The organism is Microcoleus sp. S28C3 (assembly GCF_036700785.1).
Taxonomy (GTDB): domain Bacteria; phylum Cyanobacteriota; class Cyanobacteriia; order Cyanobacteriales; family Microcoleaceae; genus Microcoleus; species Microcoleus asticus.
Window position 1 is genome coordinate 18,194 of sequence record NZ_JAUBPO010000024.1, and the last position, 24,334, is coordinate 42,527.

The 24,334-nt window shown below is 48.2% G+C and carries 12 protein-coding genes; 8 read left to right on the plus strand and 4 right to left on the minus strand.

Annotation, left to right across the window (positions count from 1 at the left end; genetic code table 11):
• Positions 1-135: 135 nt before the first annotated feature.
• The gene (locus tag QUA13_RS09630) at positions 136-798 is read left to right on the plus strand and encodes a glutathione S-transferase family protein (protein ID WP_333198120.1); all 663 of its coding nucleotides are present in this window, start codon (positions 136-138) and stop codon (positions 796-798) included.
• On the plus strand, positions 795-1,223 hold the full coding sequence (locus QUA13_RS09635; protein ID WP_333198121.1) for a hypothetical protein: 429 nt from the start codon (positions 795-797) through the stop codon (positions 1,221-1,223). Before QUA13_RS09630 ends, QUA13_RS09635 begins: the two co-directional genes overlap by 4 nt.
• A gap of 259 nt (positions 1,224-1,482) precedes the next feature.
• Here QUA13_RS09635 and QUA13_RS09640 read toward each other — a convergent pair whose 3' ends face one another.
• The gene (locus tag QUA13_RS09640; protein WP_333198122.1) at positions 1,483-2,427 is read right to left on the minus strand and encodes an SH3 domain-containing protein; all 945 of its coding nucleotides are present in this window, start codon (positions 2,425-2,427) and stop codon (positions 1,483-1,485) included.
• Between the two features lie 337 nt (positions 2,428-2,764).
• Positions 2,765-2,956: a hypothetical protein gene (locus tag QUA13_RS09645; RefSeq protein ID WP_333198123.1), complete on the minus strand. Its 192-nt coding sequence runs from the start codon at positions 2,954-2,956 to the stop codon at positions 2,765-2,767.
• 726 nt (positions 2,957-3,682) lie between these two features.
• Between QUA13_RS09645 and QUA13_RS09650 the strand changes: the two genes are divergently transcribed.
• Positions 3,683-4,564 (plus strand): lysophospholipid acyltransferase family protein, encoded by an 882-nt coding sequence (locus tag QUA13_RS09650; RefSeq protein WP_333192401.1) that lies wholly within the window; start codon positions 3,683-3,685, stop codon positions 4,562-4,564.
• Positions 4,565-4,949: 385 nt separating this feature from the next.
• Here the strand turns inward: QUA13_RS09650 and QUA13_RS09655 are convergent, their stop codons facing one another.
• Positions 4,950-6,335: a 2-polyprenyl-6-methoxyphenol hydroxylase-like oxidoreductase gene (locus tag QUA13_RS09655; protein ID WP_333198124.1), complete on the minus strand. Its 1,386-nt coding sequence runs from the start codon at positions 6,333-6,335 to the stop codon at positions 4,950-4,952.
• A 399-nt stretch (positions 6,336-6,734) separates the two neighbouring features.
• On the opposite strand from QUA13_RS09655, the gene QUA13_RS09660 reads away from it, so the two are divergent.
• Positions 6,735-9,833 carry an MFS transporter gene (locus tag QUA13_RS09660; protein ID WP_333198125.1) on the plus strand — a complete coding sequence of 1,033 codons (3,099 nt, stop codon included), beginning with the start codon at positions 6,735-6,737 and terminating at the stop codon, positions 9,831-9,833.
• An 884-nt stretch (positions 9,834-10,717) separates the two neighbouring features.
• Positions 10,718-15,259, plus strand: a complete 4,542-nt coding sequence (locus QUA13_RS09665; RefSeq protein WP_333198126.1) for a response regulator — start codon at positions 10,718-10,720, stop codon at positions 15,257-15,259.
• Positions 15,260-15,389: 130 nt separating this feature from the next.
• Here the strand turns inward: QUA13_RS09665 and QUA13_RS09670 are convergent, their stop codons facing one another.
• Positions 15,390-17,051: a glycosyltransferase family 39 protein gene (locus QUA13_RS09670; protein ID WP_333198127.1), complete on the minus strand. Its 1,662-nt coding sequence runs from the start codon at positions 17,049-17,051 to the stop codon at positions 15,390-15,392.
• Between the two features lie 74 nt (positions 17,052-17,125).
• On the opposite strand from QUA13_RS09670, the gene QUA13_RS09675 reads away from it, so the two are divergent.
• The 3 genes from QUA13_RS09675 to QUA13_RS09685 all read left to right on the plus strand — a co-directional run bounded on the left by QUA13_RS09675 (position 17,126) and on the right by QUA13_RS09685 (position 23,777).
• Positions 17,126-18,613 carry a hypothetical protein gene (locus QUA13_RS09675; RefSeq protein WP_333198128.1) on the plus strand — a complete coding sequence of 496 codons (1,488 nt, stop codon included), beginning with the start codon at positions 17,126-17,128 and terminating at the stop codon, positions 18,611-18,613.
• Positions 18,614-18,972: 359 nt separating this feature from the next.
• Positions 18,973-19,380: a hypothetical protein gene (locus QUA13_RS09680; RefSeq protein WP_333198129.1), complete on the plus strand. Its 408-nt coding sequence runs from the start codon at positions 18,973-18,975 to the stop codon at positions 19,378-19,380.
• A 764-nt stretch (positions 19,381-20,144) separates the two neighbouring features.
• Positions 20,145-23,777 carry a DUF4347 domain-containing protein gene (locus tag QUA13_RS09685; protein WP_333198130.1) on the plus strand — a complete coding sequence of 1,211 codons (3,633 nt, stop codon included), beginning with the start codon at positions 20,145-20,147 and terminating at the stop codon, positions 23,775-23,777.
• The last annotated feature ends 557 nt before the right edge of the window (positions 23,778-24,334 follow it).

Here is a 24,334-nt window from a genome sequence, read left to right on the forward strand (position 1 = left end):
GCACATATTTTTGTTGCATTTAACCAGTATTTGCCCTGACAATTCCGGATAGGGTAAAATTGACTACAGTCTAAATATTTTCAGCAGCGCGAGACAACCCTCAACACCTCACTCTCAACAACCACAGCAGCAGCCATGAAACTTTACCACACTCCCATTTCCCCCAACTCCCGCCGCGTGTGGATCGCCCTCTTAGAAAAAAACCTCGACTTTGAATTCGTAGAAATCCACTTGGACGGCGATCACTTGCAGCCAGACTTTATCGCAATGAATCCTTTTCACCGCATCCCTGTTTTGGTCGATGATGACTTCACTGTCGTCGAGTCTCTGGCAATTCTTGACTATTTAGAAACGAAGTATCCCGAATCGGCAATGCTGCCAAAAGAACCGAAAGATTTGGCAGTTGTGAGGATGGTAGAATTGGTCACAGTAAACGAACTTATACCAGGAGTTAACCCGCTAAGCAGTGAAAAAATGGGATGGGGAACTGCCCAAGCGCAGGAAATCGCAAAGGCTAAGGAAAAAGTCGATACTGTGTTGAAATTTTTTGAAGGTTTGTTGGACGATCGCCCTTTTTTCGGTAGCAACAATGTCACCTTGGCCGAGTGCGTTGCCGGCACCATCGTGCCCTTGCTACCTTGGGTTGGTGTGTCCCTAGAGGGCTATCCTAAAATTCAAGCTTGGTGCGATCGACTAATGTCGCGTCCCTCATGGCAGCAAACTCAATTCACCGAGGCAGATTTGGCGGCTTTCGCATCTCGAAGACAAAAATTTTTGGCACAAGCTGAAGCCTCATGAACAAATCAATTGTCAAGCGATCGCTCTTTTTGCTAGCTATTTTCGCCTGCATCCAACTTCCCATCGCAGTAATGGGGCAGCCCGCCGCCCGATCGAACTACGAAGCAATTAACGCTAGACAGTTCCTTGCCGATCGCAAAATTACCGTCTCCAACCCCAAAGATATCGCAGCAAAACTCTTTAGCAGCGACAGAGAATCTGAAGGCCGAAAAAGCGACCAAATTTCGGTTGAATATCCCACGCGAGAAACAGCCGTAATTGTCCAAACCGTCGTCGGTTTAGCTGACGATTCTGTTGCTGCAATGCGGCACCGCATCGAACTCAGACTCAAGCAAAATAAGTGGGAAATTGTCTGGATTTGCCGACAATCCAAGTGTCAACCAAATCGCGGACACCAAGATTGGGCAAGCGGCCTCTGTAGGTAGAAAGGTCGATCGGCCTTTTCCTTAAATTCATTCATCCCGCGTGCGTTGCGAGGAACCAAGCTAGGACTTGATGCAACCGACGAAAAACATAGGCCTAGAAAGATTCGCTACCGCTGCTTCCCGACAGAAATAAGTTATTCATGCGTAAGTCCAGGAAGCAGTCTGGGCTGGGCTTGGTACGCTTGCAGCGCAACAATCTTAAAACTATATTCGGTGTCGATCGCTCTTTTAGTTAAAAAGAGCGATCGAACTCAGAAGTTTACTTGCACATGATCAAATTTCCCGCCGAGATGAATCCGGCCACAGGGGCTGAAATCTCAACCCAATTGCGGTCTTCTCCATTCTTATCTCTCACTAACTGGAAATTCGGCACAAGCGTTACTTGACCGTTAGCCGGTACGCCACCTTTAACCGCAGCAGTCTTGGAAGGCTCCGTGCGGATAGCTAGACCCCTTGGCGCTACGCGAGGTTCTACTTGGCGGCACAGACTTACGGGACCCGGTGCCGGTGCCGGTGCTGGTGCTGGTGCCGGTGCTGGTGCCGGTGCTGGTGCCGGTGCTGGTGCTGGACTTGGACGCGGTGTCGGCGCTGGTGCTGGTGCTGGTGCTGGTGCTGGTGCTGGTGCTGGCGCCGGTGCTGGTGCTGGTGTCGCTGCTGGTGCCGGTGTCGGCGCTGGTGCAGGACTTGGACTTGGACTTGGACGCGGGGTCGGCGCTGGTGCTGGTGCTGGTGTCGCTGCTGGTGCCGGTGCCGGACTTGGGGAAGGAGTTTGACTAATTGTGGTGCTGGCTGTCGTGCACGAACCTAAATTAGCCTCATTGTTGGGGTATCCGGTAGCTACATACCCTTTTACAGGAGCGGTAATTTGAATCCAGAGGCGGCCGTCGGAGGCTTTAACAGAACTAGCGCTTTGGGGTACCGTTACCTGAGTGTTAATTGCTACACCGCCAACTCTAGGGGATTTGGGGTCTGGGTTCTGGCGAACGGTCAAACCTTCTTTGGGAGTGACTTTGCGGCAAATGTTGCCAGCTTGGGCTATTTGAAAGGTGGCGCTATCTTCAAATGAACTATTTTCAGCATCCTGACTGGCAGTGGATGTTGATGGGGCGGCAACACCGATCGCATTCGCTTGCAAACTTCCGGCTGCGATCGCGATCGCGCCCAGCAATGCAGCGGGTTTGTTCCAGTAACTCAAGTTTTTCATTCCGTTCAACTCCTCATCTCATCAAAACTATTATCTTTATTGCAGGTCAATATAGCAAAAAAATCGATTTGTCTTCCAGGAAAAAGCTCTACGTAACATTTTTTATGGGTATAAGTCAAGTTTTTTCTATATAATTTAATTTTTGCTGAGAGTTAAGCCAAGACAAATTAAGCTGCTACACCTATAAATTGCTCTTATGGCAGAGCGGGGGAGGGGGAGAAGACGAGAGGGGAGAGCGGGGAGAGTGGGGGAGCGGGAGAGTGGAGGAGTCAACAGTTAACAGTTAACTGTTTAAATCCGCTGCCGTTTACTAGGAATGCAAGTCATTTGTTGTCCGTCAATATCTTGTCAGGTGTTCGTTTAACCATTTAGCTGCCAGTTGTTGCAGTTGAGTAATATTTTGCTGCATTTCAGGTAAATTCTTGGCAGCTTCGAGAGCGAGATGGTGCTTGAGATGCTCCAATATTCTGAGTGGGAGACGATTGGTGCGATCGACCCCATCGTCCCAGTCGGGTGTCGCAAGCCGCATACAGTTCTTCGATCTCGCTCGCCTAACTCAACTGTCGATCGCACCTTACTTAATATTGCGGCAAACAGCGCAAATCGCTAGCATTAACCCGATAGCTGGCGTCAATTTGATAAAATCTTCCAAAACAGAAACCCATCGGCTTTAGACCTGGTTGTGTTTTTGTGGCCGGGGCCGCCGCGCGATCGGCCAATGACAGTTGCTGTAGCTGTTTCCAAACAGTTTTGTTCCTGTGGAGACATTTCCATTAAGGATTCTAGTCGTCGCAACGCCGGCTTGTAGTTCCTCTACTTCAGGTGTCCTTGGTTCTGGCTCTTAAGTAAGGAACTTGGATGGTTTCTTTGTATTTACTCGCTGACGCTTTACTGTGCCTGCTGCGGTTCGAGCGCCTGTCTGTTTAATAAAGATACAAGAGGCCAGTTTAGCCAACAAAATAGACAACCAGCACAAAACCTCCGAACAAAATCAGCCGGCTCAAATCAGAAACCAAATATTTGCACAGATTATGATTTAATGATATTGATATAGCAACCGCGAGCGAAGGTTAGGATGTTTTAAATTTCTGAAACTAATGCAGTACATTCCTTCTGAATGGGAGCAGTTAATCCTAGTATTTTTTGTGATTGTGCTCGCGGCGATGCTCTCACACAAAGAGAGTCAAAGTGAAACTGAGATGCTCCTTCTTCCTTCTCTCATCGATAGCTAAAGCTTTCTTCCTTCTGCTATATAATGACCAAAGCGTTAAATATTTTTGCAGTGACAAAAACTACTAACAAAAAAGACGGAAAATCCTCTAACTATCCCTTTGACGGTCTATCTTTAGACGATCGCAATCCCGACTTCATTCAGCTTTTGTTGCCAATCTGGGAATGGCTGTACCGCTACTATTTTCGCGTACAAAGCGACGGCTGGCACCACGTACCCGCGAGCGGAAAAATGCTCGTTGTCGGTTCTCACAACGGGGGAATCGCCGCTCCAGATATGTTTATGTTCCTCTACGAATGGTTCCGCAGGTACGGCACCGAACGCTTGGCCTACGGATTGATGCACCCGACGGTTTGGCAAGTTTCTCCTGATGTTGCTAGCATGGCGGTTCAGTGTGGTGCCCTCAAGGCGCATCCGAAAATGGCGATCGCAGCTTTGCGGAAAAATGCCCCAGTTCTCGTCTATCCGGGCGGCGCCCAAGATGTTTTTCGCCCCCACCACTTGCGCGATCGAATCTACTTTGCGGGACGCAAGGGATTTATCAAATTAGCATTGCGAGAAGAAGTGCCAATTGTACCAATTATCTCCCACGGTGCCCACGATACTTTGATAGTTTTGGCCGATTTGTACGAACAAGCAAAGCAATTGCATGAATTGGGGATGCCGTGGCTATTTGGCATCGATCCGGTAGTATTGCCGGTGTATTTGGGATTGCCTTGGGGATTGAGTATTGGGCCTTTGCCAAACCTACCTTTACCCGTGCAAATTCGGACTCGCGTGTGCGAACCGATTGTATTTGAGAGGTACGGTTCGGAGGCGGCGCGCGATCGCGATTATGTTGATGCTTGTTTCGAGCGAGTTACTGCCCAAATGCAAGAACAATTAGATTGTTTGGCTGGTAAGTGAGAATTGCACAAGTCTATATTAGTCTAGGATGCAGAAACCGATTTTTTTTCCGACAAGATAGCATGAAGCGCGATGGATATGGGTAAAAAACCCGGTTTTTTGAGTCCTGTGAATAAGTCCTGACTACAAACAATTTTTGCAATAAATCTAATAATTTATTTCACAAACCGACAATTGGGTATAAAATCGGCTTTTACCCATCTTATGACGTGAAATACCCGAAAACCGCAGTCGCAAAAGTCACGTTTTTTATCATTCAGGTTTGAGAGGACATAATATCAGGTTAAATAAACGCAGATGAATAGAACTTCATCTGCGTTTATCTTCCTTCATCGGCGGTGATAAAATAGAATTGGCAAAAATAACCTGATTCTGTATAAACTCTTTATTTTAATTCTGCCTTCTGACTTCCGGTGACTAATTGCCCGATCGCCTTAACCGCAATACTGGGAGAAAAAAGTACCGCCGGCGACTCAATCATGTGCAGAACTTCCAAAAATGATTGACAAACTTTAGCATCTCCGACCACCACTTTTAACACCAGATCTATGTAATCAATTGTCAGCCGCGTAGCAAGGTTTAGTTTTGCACCCGTACTTCCGCGATAGCGGGAATCCTGACTGATGGCAAACGTCCAAGGAATAGTGTGTAATTTTGCTAGTTTTTGTTGAAATTGTCGCGCAAAGCCTGTTAAATCGCCTTCTGGATACCGCTCTCTTTGCTTTTGCAGGCATCCATCTAGCATCTGAGCATCCAGTGCAGCAACGGTCATTCCCTGGCCGTAAACCGGGTTGAAAGCGCAAACTGCATGACCGATAATTATTAAGTTTTCAGGGTAACGAGGGAGGAGATCGTAGTGGCGCAAACGGTTTTCTGTACCTCGATAGCTATAAATAGGTGTTATTGCTTCTGCGTCTTTAATCGCATCATAAATTGTCGGGGTTGGTAGAGTGCGGGCAAATTCTAGAAAACCTGATTCGTCGGCGGGAGGATAATCGCGATCGCCCCCGCCGAGAGTCACCAGCCAGCGATTGCCTTCGATCGGAAAAATTCCACCGCCACGGGTGCGAAATGGCGGTGCTGTTGACACAAATACTGGCGCTGTGTCTGACAATTTACCGCTGCATTTATAGATGCGGGTTGCATAGCCGACAAAAGCATTGATAACCGTTTCTTGCGGAGGTTCATAGCCCAAACTTTTCAACCATTGAGGTGTTTTGGAAACTTTGCCGCCTGCATCGACTACTAAATCTGCATACAAATTTTCTGCATGGATGCTAACCGGGTTGTGGCGATCGCGAAAACGCACCGACACCCCAGTAACCTCCGCGCGCGAGGCATTCGTCAGGAGTCCCGTTACTGTGCGTCCTTGGAGGAAATGCACGTTCGTATTTTCAGCCAAGCGGCGGCGAATTTGCCAATCAACTAAATCCCGACTGAACATAATTAAATCATTTAGATCCGGGCTAAATTGTGGGGCCCAACCCGCCGGACTAAACCACCCGATCGACCTCGGATCTAAACTAGGAGCACCAGCAGCTACCAGTTCTTTTTCCAAGCCGGGAAAAAACTCTTCTAGGATGATTTTCCCCCGATTTAAAAGGATGTGAAGGTGGCAGGATTGAGGAATCCCGGGGCGAGGTGCGGGTTTTTCTGGGAAAAAATCTCGTTCAACAATACTTACTCGGTCAAAGTGTTTTGCTAATACTCTAGAAGCCAACAGTCCTGCTAAACTGCCGCCAATAATAATTGCATGACTTTCTCGCTGCACTATCGAATTCCTTGAAAGCTAATTTTCTATGGCCTTGGTAGATGAATTGTGAACAATTTGTCTGGGCTTCTGTGGCGACTCTTAATATCGCTCTACCAAAGATTTTCCTCTGCAATTATTTTAATCCGACTTACCATTACTACCATCTATCTCGGATGCGCAGCAGCGCGCTTTACTGATAACTTAGAACTAACAATTTAACAACTGCCAACTTACATAGCACAAATATCCCTAAATAGACAGCCGGCCGCAGACATATTTCTACACTTCCAACTGTAGGGGGATGCTTTAGCTCGTCAATAAGGCGATGCTTGCCATTGGGGGCATGAGTCTAAAACTATACATTAGTTAACTCGCGCCAACGATCGCGCGCACCCACCCCTTAACGAGGAATATACTATGTATCAAAATTTGCCAATAAATCCACAACTGTATAACATCGGATTCTGGCTGGCCCAAGTGCCAGTAGAGCAGACTACTACAAACACAGCAGAAGACGCAGCACTCCTCTATTCTGGGCCGCAATTTTTTATCGCCTTGATAGCTGGAGTCGTGCTCGCCTGCGCTTTCCAACTCTTGCTAACAAATTTATCAGTAGCTGCAGGCCTTTCCTACATGGGACAATCCCATGACGACGGCAACCGCTCGGATAGCGGCAGCTCCCCAGTCCGCCACATCGGCAGAAAAGTAGGCACTTGGACGCTAATCACCGTCACCGTCGCTTTATTTTTCGCTTGCTTGCTGGCAGTTAAGCTGAGCTTGATTAGCAGTCCCGGTTTAGGTGCGATCGTCGGTTTAGTCGTCTGGGCCGCCTATTTCTCAATGCTCGTTTGGGTGAGCTCCACTACCGTCGGTTCCCTGATCGGTTCCGTCGTCAACACCGCGACATCAGGCTTTCAAGCCATTGTCGGCACCGCAGCCTCAGCCATCGGCGCAAAAGCAGCTAGCAACCAAGTCGTCGCCACAGCCAAAGCAGCAGCAGCAGCAGTGGGCCACGAACTGGGTAGCGCGATCGACCCCACAAGCTTGCGCGAAAACGTCGAAGACTACATCCAAAGCCTCAAACCGCCGGAATTAGACATCAAAGGGATGCGCAGCGAATTTGAAAAATTGCTCAACGATCCCCAACTCAAAGCAATCGCTGGCGAAAATTTGCCTAATCTCGATCGGCAAACTCTCGTAGATTTAGTAAGTTCGCGATCGGACTTATCAAAACGCGACGTAAACCGCATTGTAGACCAACTCCAAGATGCTTGGAAACAAGTAGGAAAACAAGGGCAGCCATCAGACGGTATCGCCCAATTAGTAGACTATCTCAAATCGGCAAAATCGGGAGATTTGGTCTCAGATACATTGGCAAGTAGGGTAGAAAAAGTCCTCGGCAATCTGGGCGGTCAAAATTCCGGACAAAGCCCGACCATGATGTCCCAAGCAACGACAATGGCAGTCAATGCTTTAATGGGAATAGTATTGGGTCGCACGGATATTTCCGACTTAGATGTTGAAAAAGTAGTCGGTCAGCTCAAAGCAGCTAAAGACAAAGTTACTCAGCAAACTGATAAAATTACCGCTCAAGTCAAAGGCGAACCCGAAACTTACAGCCCAATTCGCGCCGACGTAGAAAACTACTTGCTCAATACTTATTCGTGGCAGATGAACCCCCAAGCGATCGAGCGCGAATTTCGTGACGTGCTCTACGATCCTACGGCCGATCCAGGAACAGTGCGCCGCGAATTAGAAAAACTAAAACAGGCGAATTTTGCGGAAATTCTGGCGAGCCGAGGGGTTTTTACCCAAGACAAAATAAAAGAAATTTCCCAAGAATTAGAAGCAATTAGACAGCGAGTTTTACAAACCGCGATCTTTGCCGAGGAGCAAGAAAAAGCTCGCGATTTGCAGTGGCGGGTGGAAACTTATTTGAAGCTGACGCCGAAAGAGGAACTCACAGCATCAGGTATCGGCAGCGCTTTTAAAAAAATCTTAGAGGATTCCGACGCTAGTTACGAACAGTTGCGCGATCGGCTTTCTCCTTACACCCGTGACAGTTTCGTGCAAATTCTCAGAGGTCGCGAAAACTTCGGATTTCAGGAAGTAGAACAGATTGTTCAAGAGTTGGAAAGGACGCGAGATGTAGTTTTAGCAGATGCTAAAGGTGTACAAGAAGCAGCGCAAGTTCGACTAGACAACCAGTGGCAAAGAGTGCAAGAATACTTGAAGTCTACGGGCAAAGAAGAACTCAATCCCGAAGGCATCAAGCGCGATTTCAAAACGCTGCTGGACAACCCGGAAGCGGGAATGTGGGCGCTGAGAGCTAGAGCTTCTAGGTTCGATCGCGAAACTTTGGTAAAATTGCTATCTCAGCGGAAAGACCTCAGCGAAGACCAAGTAAATCAGCTTCTCGACAGCGCCGAAGAAACTTGGCACAGCGCGCTGCACGCGCCGCAAAAGTTAGCCGAAAAAGCTAAGGATCAGTACGACAATACCACCACCGCACTTGCAGATTACCTGCGCAATACTGGCAAATCAGAACTCAATCCTGAAGGGATTAAGCGGGATTTGACAAAACTGCTGGAAAATCCCAAAGAAGGAGCTTTAGCTCTGCGCGGCCGCCTGTCTCAAGTCGATCGCGATACTTTGGTAAAACTGCTTTCTCAGAGACAAGATTTGAGCGAGGAACAAGTCAATCAAGTTATCGACCAAGTGCAGGAAACTCTCGGCTCGATTGTGAAAGCGCCGCGCCGTTTGGCAAAGCGGATGCAAAGCCAAGTGCAGGATTTTCAGAGTGTTTTAGAAGATTATTTGCGCAATACGGGCAAGGATGAATTAAATCCCGAAGCCATCAAGCGCGACTTGCAACTGCTGCTGCACGACCCGAAAGTCGGCGCTTACAGTTTGGGCGAGCGCTTGTCACACCTCGATCGAGCTACAGTTGTTTCTCTCCTGTCTCAGCGGCCGGATATTTCGGAAGCAGAAGCCACTCGCATTGTCGATGGAATTTTGTCGGTGCGGGATGAGTTTGCACTGCAAATTCAGAAAATACAGGAGGGTATTCAGTCGGTAATTGACGGGATTCTCGGAAAAGTTCGGGATTACCTCAATTCGCTCGATCGCCCTGAACTCAACTACGAAGGCATTACGCGGGACGTGCGGAAGTTATTTGACGACCCGCAAGCCGGATTTGACGCTTTGCGCGATCGGCTGGGTCACTTCAACCGCGATACTTTAGTAGCACTAATTAGTTCTCGGGAGGACATTTCCGAAGCAGATGCCAACCGCTTGATCGATCAAATTGAAAGAAGCCGCAACAGCGTCTTGCAAAGAGCAGAACGCTTGCAGCAAGAAACCCAGCTTCGCCTCGAAAGCATCAAATTACAAGCCGAAAAACAAGCCGAAGAAACCCGGAAAGCAGCAGAAGTTGCCTCTTGGTGGCTGTTTTTCACCGCTCTTACCTCCGCAGCCGCCTCCGCAGGCGCCGGTGCTTTAGCCGTCATCCGATAAAAAAGACTCAAGTTGCGATCGGATTGCAGATAGTGCCTGATATGAGTTTTTACTGATATCAGGCACTAATGTTAGTAAAGGATTTTATCGGGGAGTGGGAACGGGCTTATTTAAGTTCTTGGTAGTGTATAATGTTATCGGTAAATCCGCTTCTACCTGTTTTTTGAGGATGGTGCAAACTGTGAATTGATATCTTAATTAGCAGTTTTGATTTATTTAAAATTGAAAAATGAAAAGCATAATTTTGGGATTTTCGGATTTTTTATTTTTTTCGGATGTAAACGGAAAGTCTGCGGATATTAATTACCTCTGCTAGAGCAATTTTTGGGTCAGTTATGAACTTGGTTTAGGCTTCGACGCTAAATTGGCTTTTCGACCCATTCCACAACTCCTGCAAGGATTGCTAGAGAACGACAAAAATCAAAAAATCTCCTGGAATCAGAACCTTTTTGCGGGCCAAACTAGACGCGTCAGTCCGCTCTCTCCTCAATATTTTTTAGGTATAGTAATAGTTAGGCTTCTCAACCCAGCACGCCTGTTCTCCCAACCGCCCGCCGCCCTCGCTGCGTCAGTATCAAACGCGAACTTTTTTGAGTTCGATCGCTCGTTTCTTTTGAAAATGCCGATCGTCAGGTCACAACTTGTAGGTCATCAGATCATAACTGGTAGCTCATAGGTTGTGCATAATAGGGAACTAAAGCTGTGAAAATACTACACTGACTGTGGGGGGCAACATACCGGATACCTTGGAAATACCAAGGGCTTTGCCAAGTCAGCCCACAACAGTCAAAACACGCAGGCCCTGCGATCGCCAATGCCAAACAACCTAAGTCTCAAACCTCTCCTGGCTAGTTGCCTAGTAGCACCGTGAGGAGGGCGACGCCATGCAACTCCGAAAAAAGACACTATTAATCATCGGTGCAGCGCTGATCAGCCTGATTCTGGTTCTCTATGCCACTGCATCAAGTATTTTGCTGCACGATTTTCACAACCTGGAGGCACAGTACGTCCGCCAGGATGTCGCACGGGCTTTGGACGCATTAGATGACGACTTGTCGAATTTAAACACCAGCGCCCAAGATTACGCCGATTGGGACGATACTTACTCTTTCGTCGACACACGTAACGAGGATTTTGTCAAGTCAAATTTCGTCGATTCGACATTTGTTTACTTGAGACTAAACTTGTTGGTGTTGCTGGACTCCAACGGTCAGACTATCTTCAGCAAAGGTTTCGACCTGAAATCCAAAACCCAAATCCCGATTCCCGAAAGCTTAAAACAGCACTTGACGGACGCGGTGCTAGACTACTCGACAGGTTCTGGCGATCGCCCCGCCGCCAAAACAGGCGTCCTCACCCTCCCAGAAGCCACGCTGCTGATTTCTTCAAAGCCGATCTTCAACAGCAACGCCCAAGGGCCACCGCGCGGGACGCTGATCCTGGGACGCTACCTCGACAGCAGCGAAATCGGTTTACTTTCAGAACTGACTCACTTGTCAGTGGATTTTAGATTGCCGAGTTTAGATTTTAAAGTGGGAGCCACGAACTACTCGGGACACGGCGCCAAGGCGATGGCTCGATCTAGGCAAGAGTTGGAAAATCTCAAACTAAAAATTTCCCACCTCAAATCGGTAGAAATTTTAGTCGAGCCGCTCAGCGACAGCTTAGTCGCAGGATACGCCCTGATTCGCGACATCCACGGCAACCTAGCGCTGCTGCTGCGAGTAGAGGCAGAGCGCATCATCTACCGCCAAGGTCAGGCTACCTTGGAGCTGTTTACCTTATCAATACTGGCAGTAGGTTTAATATTTAGCGCGATCGCTCTGCTGTTGCTAGAAAAATTAGTGTTGGCGAGATTGGCTTCCTTGAGTACCAGCGTCAGCAACATCGCAGCCAACGGCGACCCAGACTTGCGCGTTGAAATGGGCGGAGGAGATGAACTCGCAAGCTTAGCCGACACCATCAACCGAATGCTAGAAGCATTAACCAATTCTCAAGTCGAACGCTTAGAAATCGAAGGCCGCTATCGGTTGATGGCAGAGAACTCAACCGATATGATCACCAGACACGACCCCAAAGGCGTGTTTGTTTACGTCTCGCCCGCCAGCCGCGCTTTGCTGGGATACGAGCCTTCCGAACTCATCGGCCGTGTCCCCAACGATTATTTCCACCCCGACGATTTAGAAATCATCGCCAAAGCTCACTGGAAAGTGCTGGCGCTCCCTGTTACTTACACCGTCAGCTACCGCATCCGCCGCCAAGACGGCAAATACATTTGGTTTGAAACCACCGGCCGCACGATCAGCGATCCCCAAACCGGCGAAGTGCAAGAAATTATCGGCATTTCCCGCGACATCACCGTGCGCAAGCAAACAGAACAAGAACTGCGAGAAAGCGAAGCTGCAATTAAAGCTTTGTACCAAGTGACTTCGGCTCCCCGTACAGACCCCCTCAACCACCTCTCTACCTTTGATTTGCGCCTCCAAGAACTGCTGGCAATGGGATGCCGGCAGTTAGGTCTGTCCGTGGGAATTTTGTCCTCCATTCAAGGCGACAACTATCAAATAATGGCTGTTGAGTGTCCGGACGGGTCGATAGTCAAAGAACAAATCTATGATTTGGAAAAAACTTTCTGCGTGGCTACGGCAATGGCAAAAGAACCGATTTACTTTGAGTCGGTGAGATTTTCGGGTTTGTCCTTCAACACGGAGGCTCCAGCCTTCAACATCGAAGCTTACATGGGCATTCCCGTCACGGTGGCAGGTGAAGTTTACGGCACTCTGTGCTTCTTTTCTCCAACTCCTGTGACAGAACCGTTCCGAGTTGTAGACAGAGAGTTGATGAAACTGATGGCTCAGTGGGTGGGAAGCGAACTCGAACGCCAGCAAACAGACGTAGATTTGGCAAAAGCTCGCGATCAAGCACTGGCGGCTACTAGAGCCAAAAGCGAATTTTTAGCCACCATGAGCCACGAAATTCGCACTCCGATGAATGGAGTCATCGGCATGACCGGTTTGCTGTTGGATACCCGCTTAACTCGCGAACAGCGCGATTTTGTAGAAACTATCCGCAGCAGCGGCGATGCCTTGCTGACGCTAATCAACGATATTCTAGATTTCTCAAAAATTGAGTCGGGCAAATTGGACTTGGAGGAACATCCATTTGACATCCGCACTTGCATTGAGGAATCTCTAGACTTGGTAGCTGCCAAGGCGGCACAAAAAAAACTGGAAGTGGGTTACTTGATCGATCGTGCAGTACCAGCAACGGCGATCGGCGACAGCACCCGCTTGAGGCAAATTTTAATCAACTTGCTCAGCAATGCTGTTAAATTTACCCAAGCTGGAGAAGTGGTGGTTTCGGTGACTGCAAAAAAGATTTCAGTGCCGGCAGCCAACGTTAAAGAACCGCCAGCAATTAATGGCGAACCGCTAACAATTAACCAAGCATACGAAATACAATTTGCGGTCAAAGATACAGGTATCGGCATTCCGATCGATCGCATGGATCGGCTATTTAAATCTTTCAGCCAGGTTGATTCTTCAACGAGCCGCCAGTACGGCGGTACTGGATTGGGTTTGGCAATTAGCAAGCGTTTGGCCGAAATGATGGGCGGCAGGATGTGGGTGGAAAGTATGGGTAGTCTGGCGGGCAATCCTCCCGCAGATTTTAGATCGGCAGTTTTTGATTTGGGATGGGGAGAATCTTGCGAAATTGCCGAAAAATATTGCTATAGCAAATCGGTACTCAGCAATAAGCCGATCGGCCAAAATACCACATCCGTTGGCTCTACTTTTTATTTCAGCACGATCGTTTCTGGCTGCAACAGTTCCTTGCCAGTTAACTTGAGCAATTCTCAACCTGAATTAGCTGGCAAGCGAGTGTTAATTGTCGATGACAATGCTACCAACCGCAGAATTTTGACTCTCCAAGCTCAGTCTTGGGGAATGGTGGCTAGGGCTTCATCTTCTGCTCGTTTGGCTTTAGATTGGCTGGCTGCTAAAGAGGAGTTTGACTTGGCAGTTTTGGATATGCAATTGCCGGAAATGGACGGGTTGACTTTAGCAGCGCAAATTCGCCGGTATCCTGATTGCGAAAAGTTGCCGTTAGTCATGCTAACTTCGATCGGCAGGCAAGAAATTAACACCCCTGCTATTGAGGTAGATTTTGCTGCTTTTTTGAATAAACCAATCAAACAATCTCAGCTTTACAATGTTTTAATCAATATTTTTGGAGAACAGACACCTGAATTTAGAGGGCAGCGCGCCAGCGGGCCTTTCTTGCAAAGCATACCCGTGCTGGCAGAGAACTTACCCCTGCGGATTCTGTTGGCTGACGATCATTTGGTGAATCAGAAGGTGGCTTTGCAAATTTTGCAGCGGATGGGGTATCGCGCGGATGTGGCGGGAAACGGTATCGAAGTGCTCGAAGCTTTGTGCCGCCAGCCTTACGATGTGGTGTTGATGGACGTGCAAATGCCGGAAATGGACGGACTGGAAACTACCCGCCGCATCCGCGAGCAATTTTCAGCAGATTTAACTTTAGAAAATGACACGGGAGAATCAGAAGTTTCCGCAACTGATGAGCAATCTAATAATCGAAAATCCAGAATCCAAAATCCCAAATTGACTGACGAGGAATCTAACAATCGAAAATCGAAAATCGAAAATCGAAAATCGACTGACGAGGAATCTAACAATCGAAAATCGAAAATCGAAAATCGAAAATCGACGAGGCCTTGGATTGTGGCGATGACGGCAAATGCGATGCAGGGCGATCGCGAAGAGTGTATGGCTGCGGGGATGGACGACTATTTGAGCAAGCCGATCGCAATCGATCAGTTGGTGCGAGCTTTGATTGCGTGTAAATCTCAATCAAACTCCGCATTCGATCGCCCGCAGCCGATCGTTTGTTTGGATGCTCCGGCGGAACAGATCGAAGGAACGAGTGAATTACAAGTGCGATCGAATGTGGCTTTTGCGGGAAATCCACAACTGACAATTCCCAATTCGCCGGCAGTCGTCAATGGTGGTGCATCAAATCTCGATCGGGGTTTGTCAGAAAGCCAGAATTCCCTGAGTCCCAAAATTATAGAGGGACTGCGAGAAGTCGAAGCTTTGGACGAGGCGATCGAGATTTACCTCGAAACAGCTCCCGAACTGCTGCGAGGCATCTCTATGGCCCTGGGCAACGCCGATCCGCTGGCTTTGCGGCGATCGGCTCACTCTTTAAAGTCGATCAGCGGTACTCTCGGTGCTTTTCGCTTGTTTGAACTGTGCGAGGAACTCGAAATCATGGGCCGCATCGGGACAAACGTGAACCAGCCTTTACCCGATCCGGCCTGCGCGCTTTTAGAACAGGTTGAGGCCGAGTATCAAAGAGTCGAAACGGCGTTGAAAATAGAAAGGCAGTCTGTTGATTGTTAGCGGTTATATTGTGTCCAATTGAGCGATCGTAAATTCGATGCCGCTCCGGGTAAGGCTGGCAATCTGAACCAACAGCAGACAATCGAAAGTGATCTCACCCGTCCCAAGGAGGTGACTGTTAACTATTAACTTATTTTCTAGTGACCAAAACCCAATCGTCCGCTGTTTTGACAATCTCAGCATTCTGCAAACCTAAATGTTTTAAAACTGGTTTTTCTAACAGCAAATAAGGTTGAGGATGAGATTGCCATTTCTGTTTGAGCGTCGGCGCGTCGGCGACAATAACTTGGCGTTGACTGTAAAAATTCAGCGATGGACGGCCCAAGCGGTGAGAAGTAAACACCTGTTGACCGGCCGGAGTTCCTGTGCGGACAATTTCGGCGATCGGCTTAACCGGATAATCCTCCGCCAGTTCCCAAACCCAGTTATCTGAAGCGACCAATACCAACAGCGTCAGGTAAGTTCCCCAAATTAAAACTAATATAAACTGCCGATCTTTGCGGTGCAGCAACACTGCCGCCATTGTCATTGTCAAAGCTACAAATATCAGCATTAACTGCAAATCTCGCTCGCTCGGCACAATGTATTTCCCTATTTGCACTAAGCCACTGAAGTAAATGCAGCCGACAAAACCAACTATAGCCAGCACTGCGAAAATCGCGGGATGAGGCAACAAAGAAATAGCATCAAAATGTTCTTCTGCTTCCTCTTTGACTGGCTCTGGCGGCAGCCACAGTTGCTCCCAAACTTCAGCGAGATAACTGCCAACGGCAAGAGCAAAAGCTGGATAAACTGGCAAAACATACCAAGGCAATTTAGTATTCATCACAGAAATAGCCAGCAGATATACTCCAGTCCACACCAATACTAATTTTGGCCCGGGAAAACTGCGATTTTCCCAACTCAAACGCAGCCCTTGCAGCCAAAATAACTGCCAGGGCCAAGCTAATTTTAAAATTTCTAAAAGATAATACCAGGGCGGGCCTTTGTGACTGCTTACAGGTTCCGAAATGCGCCGGAAAGATTCGTTAACTAAATTAGTGTTGATGAAATATTGGCCGTAGTGCAGCCATTGGGCAAAATACCAAGCAGCTACTGGGAAAGTTCCGATCGCCAATCCGCCCCAAAGATACCCAGAAGTGAGGAGTCGCGGGGTATCCCAAACCAAAAAAATACAGCCAACAGCAGCCAACAGCAGCCCCAACATGACGCCCTTAGTCAGGCAAATGAGTCCCAACCCAATCCCCGCCCCCAAAGCGTAGCGCAAGTCGCGGCGCGATCGTAGCAAACACCACAAAGCAGCGAGCAAAAAACACAAAACTGCCCCATCCAACATCGCCAAACGTCCGTGCCGCACCACCGGTAACAGCGTCAGATAAACGAGGGCAGAAAAAATGGCGATCGACCGTCTGGGAAACAACTCCCTGCCAATGGCGTAAAGCAGGGGCACTGAAGCGGCCGTCAGCATCGCCGGTACTAACCTCGCCGTGAATTCGCTGACACCGCCTGCTGCAAAACACAGCCCGATCAGCCAGTGTACCAGCGGCGGTTTGTTGAAATAAGGCATAGAGTCGATCGTCGGATACAGCCAATTTAAGTTGCCCCGCCAAATTTCGCGGCTTACCTGCGCTGCAATGCCTTCATCCCAATCCCGCAACGCCACTCCGCCCAGATTCACCCCGAAAATCAGCACCGCAGCCAACAGAAAAGCCAGCATCCACACTTTGTCTGTAAAGCTGTCATTCCAGCGATTTTTCGGTTTGCGGCCTAGGAATGGAAAGATTTCTGACATAAGTTAAGAGAGTTTTGAGCGTCCCAAACTGAAGGTAAACTTAGACAGCAGCTATTTGCGACTAGGAAAATACCATGAATTTGCCTGTAATTATAGATATTATCATTGGCTTAGTCTTTATCTACCTGACTTTAAGCTTGCTAGCTTCGGAAATTCAGGAACTGATTGCTACTGTTTTGCAGTGGCGGGCGGAACATTTAAAGAAATCGATCGAAGTGCTGATTTCTGGCGGCAACGAAGGTGCGAAAGATCCCCTGCAATTTAAGCGAGTCGGACAGTTGGCACATTCGATTTACGCCAATCCGATTATCAAAGATTTGAATCAGGGAGCCAAGGGGCTTTTGTCAGAGGGATTCCGCTCAGTTACGCACCGCATGGGGGATTTGTACCACGCAGTTACGGGTACTAAAAATGTTTTCGGCAATAAATCCAGTGGGCCTTCTTATATTCCAGCAGAGTGTTTTTCTGCTAGCCTTTTGGATACTTTAAAGGTTTCTAGTTTGATCGGCTCTATCTCTAAAACCCGATTGGAAAGATTTAAAAATTTACAGTTGGCACAAATTAAACTGATTGGAGCAAATTTGAACTTGCCGGATTCTACTAAACCGATTATCGATCAAGAATTTGGGTGGCTGACGGCGGAGTTTAATCGAGTTGTTGAAGATTATCACAATAATTTAGGAAGTTTGAACAACAGCTTAGATCGGATGTCGGAAAAGCTAGGATTTTATATTAAGGATTCTCAGGTTTATCTACCAGAAACCGAGCTGGGAGGGAGAGAATTTCAGAGGCAGATGGCAATTGTGAAGGCTCGTTTTGACAGCCCAATTGAGCGGGTGGCACTGCTAGGGCAACTGCAACCGAGTTTCAGCAATCTGTTAAATACTGTTAAAAAAAGTCAAGATACGGTAGCAGAAATTATGGAGATAAAAGAGGAGAGTCCGATTTATCAACAAATTCAAGAAACCTTGGACAGTATGCCAGAATCTTTGAAACGCAGCCTTTATATTTTAGCGCAGCGGGCTGAAAAAGGCGGCGGAGATACTCAAGAGCAGTTGCAGCGGTTTCAGAAAGAAATTGAAATTTGGTTTGACCAATCGATGGAGCGCGCTTCTGGCGTTTACAAGCGGAATGCCAGAGGGGTGGCGATTTTGCTCGGAACTGCGATCGCTGTCGCTGCTAATGCTGATAGCATTCATATTATTAATCGGTTGTCGAAGGATTCGATGTTGCGATCGACTGTTAATTTGTACGCTCAGCAGTTGGTGACAAACAATGCTAAGACTAAATCAAATAATTTAACCAGTCTGACAAAAGTTCAACAGGATGTCGATCGAGCTTTGGATCAGGTAGCTCTGCCTTTTGGATGGAGCGAACAGAACAGCTTAGAACGAGATAAGCAAGGGAATTTATTGTGGCTGGCTTTGATTGCAAAATTGTTTGGTTGGATATTGAGCGGTGTAGCTATTTCTATGGGGGCTGCCTTTTGGTTTGAGGCGCTCAACAAGATTATTAATATTCGCAATGCAGGGAAAAAACCGCCATCTTCCACAGAATCTTGAGCGGTGCAGTTGCGAGGTCGATCGACTAACTGCCATACCCTTTTAGATTTTAGATGAAAGAATGGAAATGACTGAAGACTATTGAGGTTTGAAGCACGGGCTTACAGTTGGATGCTTTTTTGAAAGTGGTATCACCGATAGGATATAGGATCGATATGTAATTGCTGGCTTGCCGGAAGTAAGGGAAAACACGCAGAATATAAATTCCGTGCGATCGCGGATGGCAGTGCCGCAGAAATAGGGCAAACTGATAGATAGGTAAAATAAGAATGGGCGAAATAAACAAGGTCGCTGGCAGTTTCAGAAGCTCTGACTCCAAGGCTGTATCTACCGCTAAACACACTTTTGGAGGACGGAATATGTTGACTTCTTTAACGGAAACGACTCGCGCCTCGGAATACGCAAATCCCCCATCCAAAAGCTTTGTAGTCAAGGACTCCAGCATCAATGAAGGTGGATATTTTGTTTCCAGAATTTGGGCTGGGGAATCGGACTGCATCGAGAAAACTACCTCGGCACTTCAAAAATATGCCTCTATCCCTAGAGAGATTGACAAAGTTCGCACAACTTCTGACGGCAGCTCGAACCAACTGCAATTAGGCTTTGTTATCCTCAGTTCAGATTACCTCGAACGATACAAAAGTCAATTGCCAAAATCGCATAGTTCTCTGAGTAAAAACAGGGGACTTGGTTCGTGTTATGCCGATCGAGATCGCGACACACTCGGCAACGGTATCAGGCGCGATCGACTATTTGGTAATAAGTAAAGTGATGCAATTGAGGGGAACTGGTCTGAATGCAATTGTAATTAGGGGACACAGGCGCGATCGAAATCAACGATTTGATCTGACTCAACCTGCAATCAATCATATGAACTCCCAATGAATAATTCTAATCACATTTGTAGTGAGGATGGCAGTCATCAAACTGTCCGCGCCAGCGCACAAACAACTTGATTGCCAGCGATTAATTGCCACTTAATATCAGACAGTTTAGACTGTTAGTAAAAAATGCGACCAAACCCACTTCTAATCAGTATTTTGGTGTATCAAAAATCTAGCAGCTTCCAAGCATATATAGTTCTTCAAAATGTACATAATTAAGTTTTCATTCGCAGGAAATACAGGTATGAGTACCTTACTACCGTGTGCCTATACCTAAAATTTCACACTCAAATGAAAACTACTAAATATAATTTAAAGGGATTATTGAAGGAGAAATTACCTACACAATTTCGTAATGCCTGAAAGAATGGCTACCGTTAGCCAAATCAGGCTGAAAAGCTCGGAATGGTAGAAAGTGGATTTATTTAAATTTTCCCGATAAGTTTGAGTATCTATTCTCCAGCGTTAGCGACCAAAAATCCCAGTCAGTACCAGCGCCAAGAGGTAAATTAGGATAAAAAATATTTAATAAATTAAATTTAAATATTGCACTTTATCCAAATTTGGTGTTAAGATATAATCAAATAAGCCTGATGAGATTTCTCCGGGGTGTATCTACTAATAATGCCCTTAATGGAGTCTCCAATATGAGTTCTACATTCGCTCAAGTTAACTCACAATCTTCTTTTGAAAAACTGCCACCGCGCTCCTTAGTCTTCATTGACTCCGGCGTGGAAGATTACGAGTCAATTGCAGCGGGAGTGCTGCCTGGACAACAGGTAGTAATACTCGATAGCACCAAAAACGGCATCGAACAAATCAGCTCTGAAATTGAAAAATACGCCTCTACTAACGGGGCTATTGACTCGGTTCACATTATTTCTCACGGCAATTCTGGCAGCCTACAACTTGGCAATACTGCTCTGGGTTCAGATAACATAGAGCAATACAAAAGCCAGTTGGACTCGTGGCAAACTGCACTAGCCCCAGAAGCAGACATCATGCTGTACGGGTGCGATGTAGCCGCCGGTGAGGGTGCTAATTTCGTCGATCGCTTCAGTCAATTAACCGGGGCTGACGTTGCCGCTTCCACCAACATAACCGGCAGCGACGGCGACTGGAATTTAGAATTTGCTTCTGGCAAAATTGAATCTCCCTTAGCCTTGCAAGCCGAGGCTATGGCAAGTTACCAAGGTGATTTAGCTACGATCGTGGTAGCCAACAATAGTGATAGCGGACCGGGTTCATTAAGGGCTGCGATCGCCACCGCTGTTGCAGGGGATACAATTACCTTCGCTCCAGGTTTAGCCAGCCAAACTATTACCCTCACCAGCGGTCAACTCGATATTCCCGTTGGCAAAAACATCACCATTGACGGCGCCGCGGCAGCGGGTTTAACTATCAGCGGCAACAACGCATCCCGCGCCTTTTTTGTCAATGCCAACGTTGCGACTGCTACCAATTTTGCAGTCAAAAACCTCATTATTACTAACGGCAAAACGGCTGATAACGGAGGTGCGATCGGTACAACTGACGAAGTAACGATGACCGTAGAAAACGTTCAGTTTACCAACAACGTTGCTGATAAAGGTGGCGGTGCAATCTTCAGCGGCTGGAACAACACCCTGACCGTTACCAACAGTAAATTCACCGGAAATAAAGCCACAGCAACCAACGATGAACGTGGCGCTGGCGGTATTGCTTTTGCAAGTAATAAAAACCTCACCGTTGTTAACAGCGACTTCACCAACAACTTAGGAATTAACGGCGGCGCAATTAATAGCCTCAACGGCAAGTTAACAGTTGAAAACTCGCGATTCATCGGCAACGACACCACCGCAGGCCAGTTCGCCCCAAACGATCCCAACGGCAATTCTTTTTTAAGGGGTTTCGGCGGCGCAATTTACACAGACAGAGCCAGTTCTACTGACGAGCCTTCCGGCACAATTAAAATTACCAAAAGCCTATTTCAAGACAACAAAGGGCGAGGCGAAGGCGGAGCAGCTTATCTGTTCACCGGTAGCCAGGACAATGTAATTTTGGAAAACAGCACCTTCCAAAATAACGAAGTTATGGCGCTCACAGGCAGCCCCAATGGTGGAAATCCTGGAAATGGTGGTGCGGTAACGATTTTGAGCGACAGCACCAACCAGGGATTGACCATTGCCAACACCACCTTTGCTGGCAACAAAGCCAATAATCAAGGTGGCGGCCTGTGGATGCGAAATGCCCCTACTACGATTACTAACAGTACGTTTTCTGGCAACTCAGTTCCTACTACTGTGGCTGATGGCTACGACAAACTCGGCGGTGCAATGACTCTTGGTGCACCCACAACTATTGTTAACACGACAATCGCCGATAATTACGCCGGCTGGGTTGGTGGAGGTATCTTCGCCGATGCCAATAATGTCACCCTCAAAAACACGATTTTTTCCAACAATACAGCGGGCAACGGAGGAAACCCTTGGGGCATTCAGCAACACACCACGGCCCAATATAGCGATCAAGGAGGGAATTTTCAGTGGCCGGTGATTAACACCGATACCAAGGTAACGACAAGTGTGACGATCGCAGACCCCTTACTCGGCCCTTTGCAAAACATCAACGGCGCTTTAGTCAGGCCGCTGCTGACAGGAAGTCCGGCAATTGATAAAGGGATTGCCACCGGCGCACCGGCTACGGATCAGCGCGGCGTGACTCGCCCTCAAGATGGCGACACCATTCCAGGTGCGATCGTCGACAGCGGATCTTTTGAATTGGGAGGTAGTGTCGTCCCGGTGCCAACTCCGACGCCTGCGCCGACACCAACTCCGACACCGACTCCGGCGCCAACTCCGACGCCCGCGCCCACTCCTACTCCGACACCGACTCCGGCGCCGACTCCGACGCCTGCGCCCACTCCTACTCCGACACCGACTCCGGCGCCGACTCCGACGCCTGCGCCGACACCAACTCCGACACCACCGACGCCGACTCCGACGCCTGCGCCGACACCAACTCCGACACCACCGACGCCGACTCCGACGCCTGCGCCAACTCCTACTCCGACACCACCGACGCCAACTCCGACGCCGGCCCCAACTCCTATTCCGACTGAGACTCCGACACCGACGCCCGCGCCGACACCGACTCCGGCGCCCACTCCTACTCCGACACCGACTCCGGCGCCAACTCCGACGCCCGCGCCCACTCCTACTCCGACACCGACTCCGGCGCCAACTCCGACGCCCGCGCCCACTCCTACTCCGACACCACCGGCGCCAACTCCGACGCCCGCGCCCACTCCTACTCCGGCCTCGGATGCTGGTCTGCTGGATGACCTCAACGCCCCGCAACTCGACGTTGCTGCCATCACCGCGAACCCCGTCCAACAAACTCTCAACGGCGGTGAAGGTTCCGATTTCATCATGGGCGGCGGCATCAACGAGTCAATTAACGGGCTTGCTGGTAACGACACTCTTTACGGCATGGGCGGCAATGACAACATTGACGGCGGTGCAGATAACGACTCGCTTTTCGGCAATGAAGGCAGCGATTTCATCTCTGGTGGCGCTGGCAACGATACCATCTACGGCGGCAAAGATAATGACACTGTTGTTGGCGGTGATGGCAGCGATTTTTTAAGGGGAGATCTCGGCAAAGATACTGTTGCCGGCGGCCTTGGCAGCGACACCATCTTTGGTGGCAAAGATGACGATATCTTGCTGGGCGAAGATGGCGACGACTACATTTTAGGCAACTTAGGAAATGACACCATTAATTCTGGAAACGGCAACGATATTGCGTTTGGCAATGAAGGTGCAGACCTAATTTTCGGTCAACTGGGAAATGACACGCTTTACGGCGGCAAAGAAAACGACAGTCTCGATGGCGGTGAGGGCAACGACTTGCTGTTAGGCGGCAATGAAAACGATGTGCTCTGCGGCGACATTGGTAACGATACTATGTACGGTGGCAAAGGCAATGATATTTTCAGCGGCGGTGCTGGTAGCGATTTCCTTTCCGGCGATGTTGGGGATGATACTTTGACTGGCGGTTCAGGAAATGATGTATTTTTCCTAAATCAAAGTTTGGGTAGCGACATCATTACCGATTTCCACAAGGGTGAGGATTTAATTGGGTTGAATCCTGGTTTGAGTTTCAATCAACTCACCATCACTTCTAGCAACAATCAGACTTTGATTAGCGTGACGGACACCAATCAATTGTTAGCGAAGCTTAACGGTGTTACGCCCGGTATTCTCACGGCTAGCGATTTCACTCAGGTAACAATCTAACTGCCTGTGGTAGGGTGCGCCATAAGCACCTTACTACCAGCGCAACTTCGGGTAGGTGCGCTATAAGCACCACCCGAATAAAGCAAGCTTTCTCAATAACTAAATTTCGGATTGTTTTGATTTTTTTGCGATGAGCAAACAAGCTAAATAGACCAAGCTTTGATGCGGCTTTCCTGGTTTTCAGTAAGCCGAATGTATGAGGTACTAGCTAGAGCAATTCTCAGGAATTCGGAACCGCAGATATGTTTTCTGAATTTACCAGGACTAAGGCTCCAAAATGGTATGATGCGCTACTTATATCGGTAAGGTGCGCATTCCAAACCTGCGATATAGAGGTTCTACGTCCAGGGATATTTACTTTACATCCTCTGCAGTTAATGGCTAGAAAACTCGCAATCCTTACACAGCAAAACCTACAGCAGATTGCAGCTTTATGAAGTACACCCGCCTATCGATCGATTCCCCTAGGGACACGGCACTGCCGTGTCCCTAGTGCTTCATCAACCTGGGATACGCTGTAATTATGGATACAAGTCTCGGATTTAAGGCAGGGAGAA

Bases quoted from the DNA above. Each gene is read 5' to 3' on its own strand.
- QUA13_RS09630 (WP_333198120.1), top strand. From the start codon at position 136: ATGAAACTTTACCACACTCCCATTTCCCCCAACTCCCGCCGCGTGTGG.
- QUA13_RS09635 (WP_333198121.1), top strand. From the start codon at position 795: ATGAACAAATCAATTGTCAAGCGATCGCTCTTTTTGCTAGCTATTTTC.
- QUA13_RS09640 (WP_333198122.1), bottom strand. From the start codon at position 2,427: ATGAAAAACTTGAGTTACTGGAACAAACCCGCTGCATTGCTGGGCGCG.
- QUA13_RS09645 (WP_333198123.1), bottom strand. From the start codon at position 2,956: ATGCGGCTTGCGACACCCGACTGGGACGATGGGGTCGATCGCACCAAT.
- QUA13_RS09650 (WP_333192401.1), top strand. From the start codon at position 3,683: ATGACCAAAGCGTTAAATATTTTTGCAGTGACAAAAACTACTAACAAA.
- QUA13_RS09660 (WP_333198125.1), top strand. From the start codon at position 6,735: ATGTATCAAAATTTGCCAATAAATCCACAACTGTATAACATCGGATTC.
- QUA13_RS09665 (WP_333198126.1), top strand. From the start codon at position 10,718: ATGCAACTCCGAAAAAAGACACTATTAATCATCGGTGCAGCGCTGATC.
- QUA13_RS09670 (WP_333198127.1), bottom strand. From the start codon at position 17,051: ATGTCAGAAATCTTTCCATTCCTAGGCCGCAAACCGAAAAATCGCTGG.
- QUA13_RS09675 (WP_333198128.1), top strand. From the start codon at position 17,126: ATGAATTTGCCTGTAATTATAGATATTATCATTGGCTTAGTCTTTATC.
- QUA13_RS09680 (WP_333198129.1), top strand. From the start codon at position 18,973: ATGTTGACTTCTTTAACGGAAACGACTCGCGCCTCGGAATACGCAAAT.
- QUA13_RS09685 (WP_333198130.1), top strand. From the start codon at position 20,145: ATGAGTTCTACATTCGCTCAAGTTAACTCACAATCTTCTTTTGAAAAA.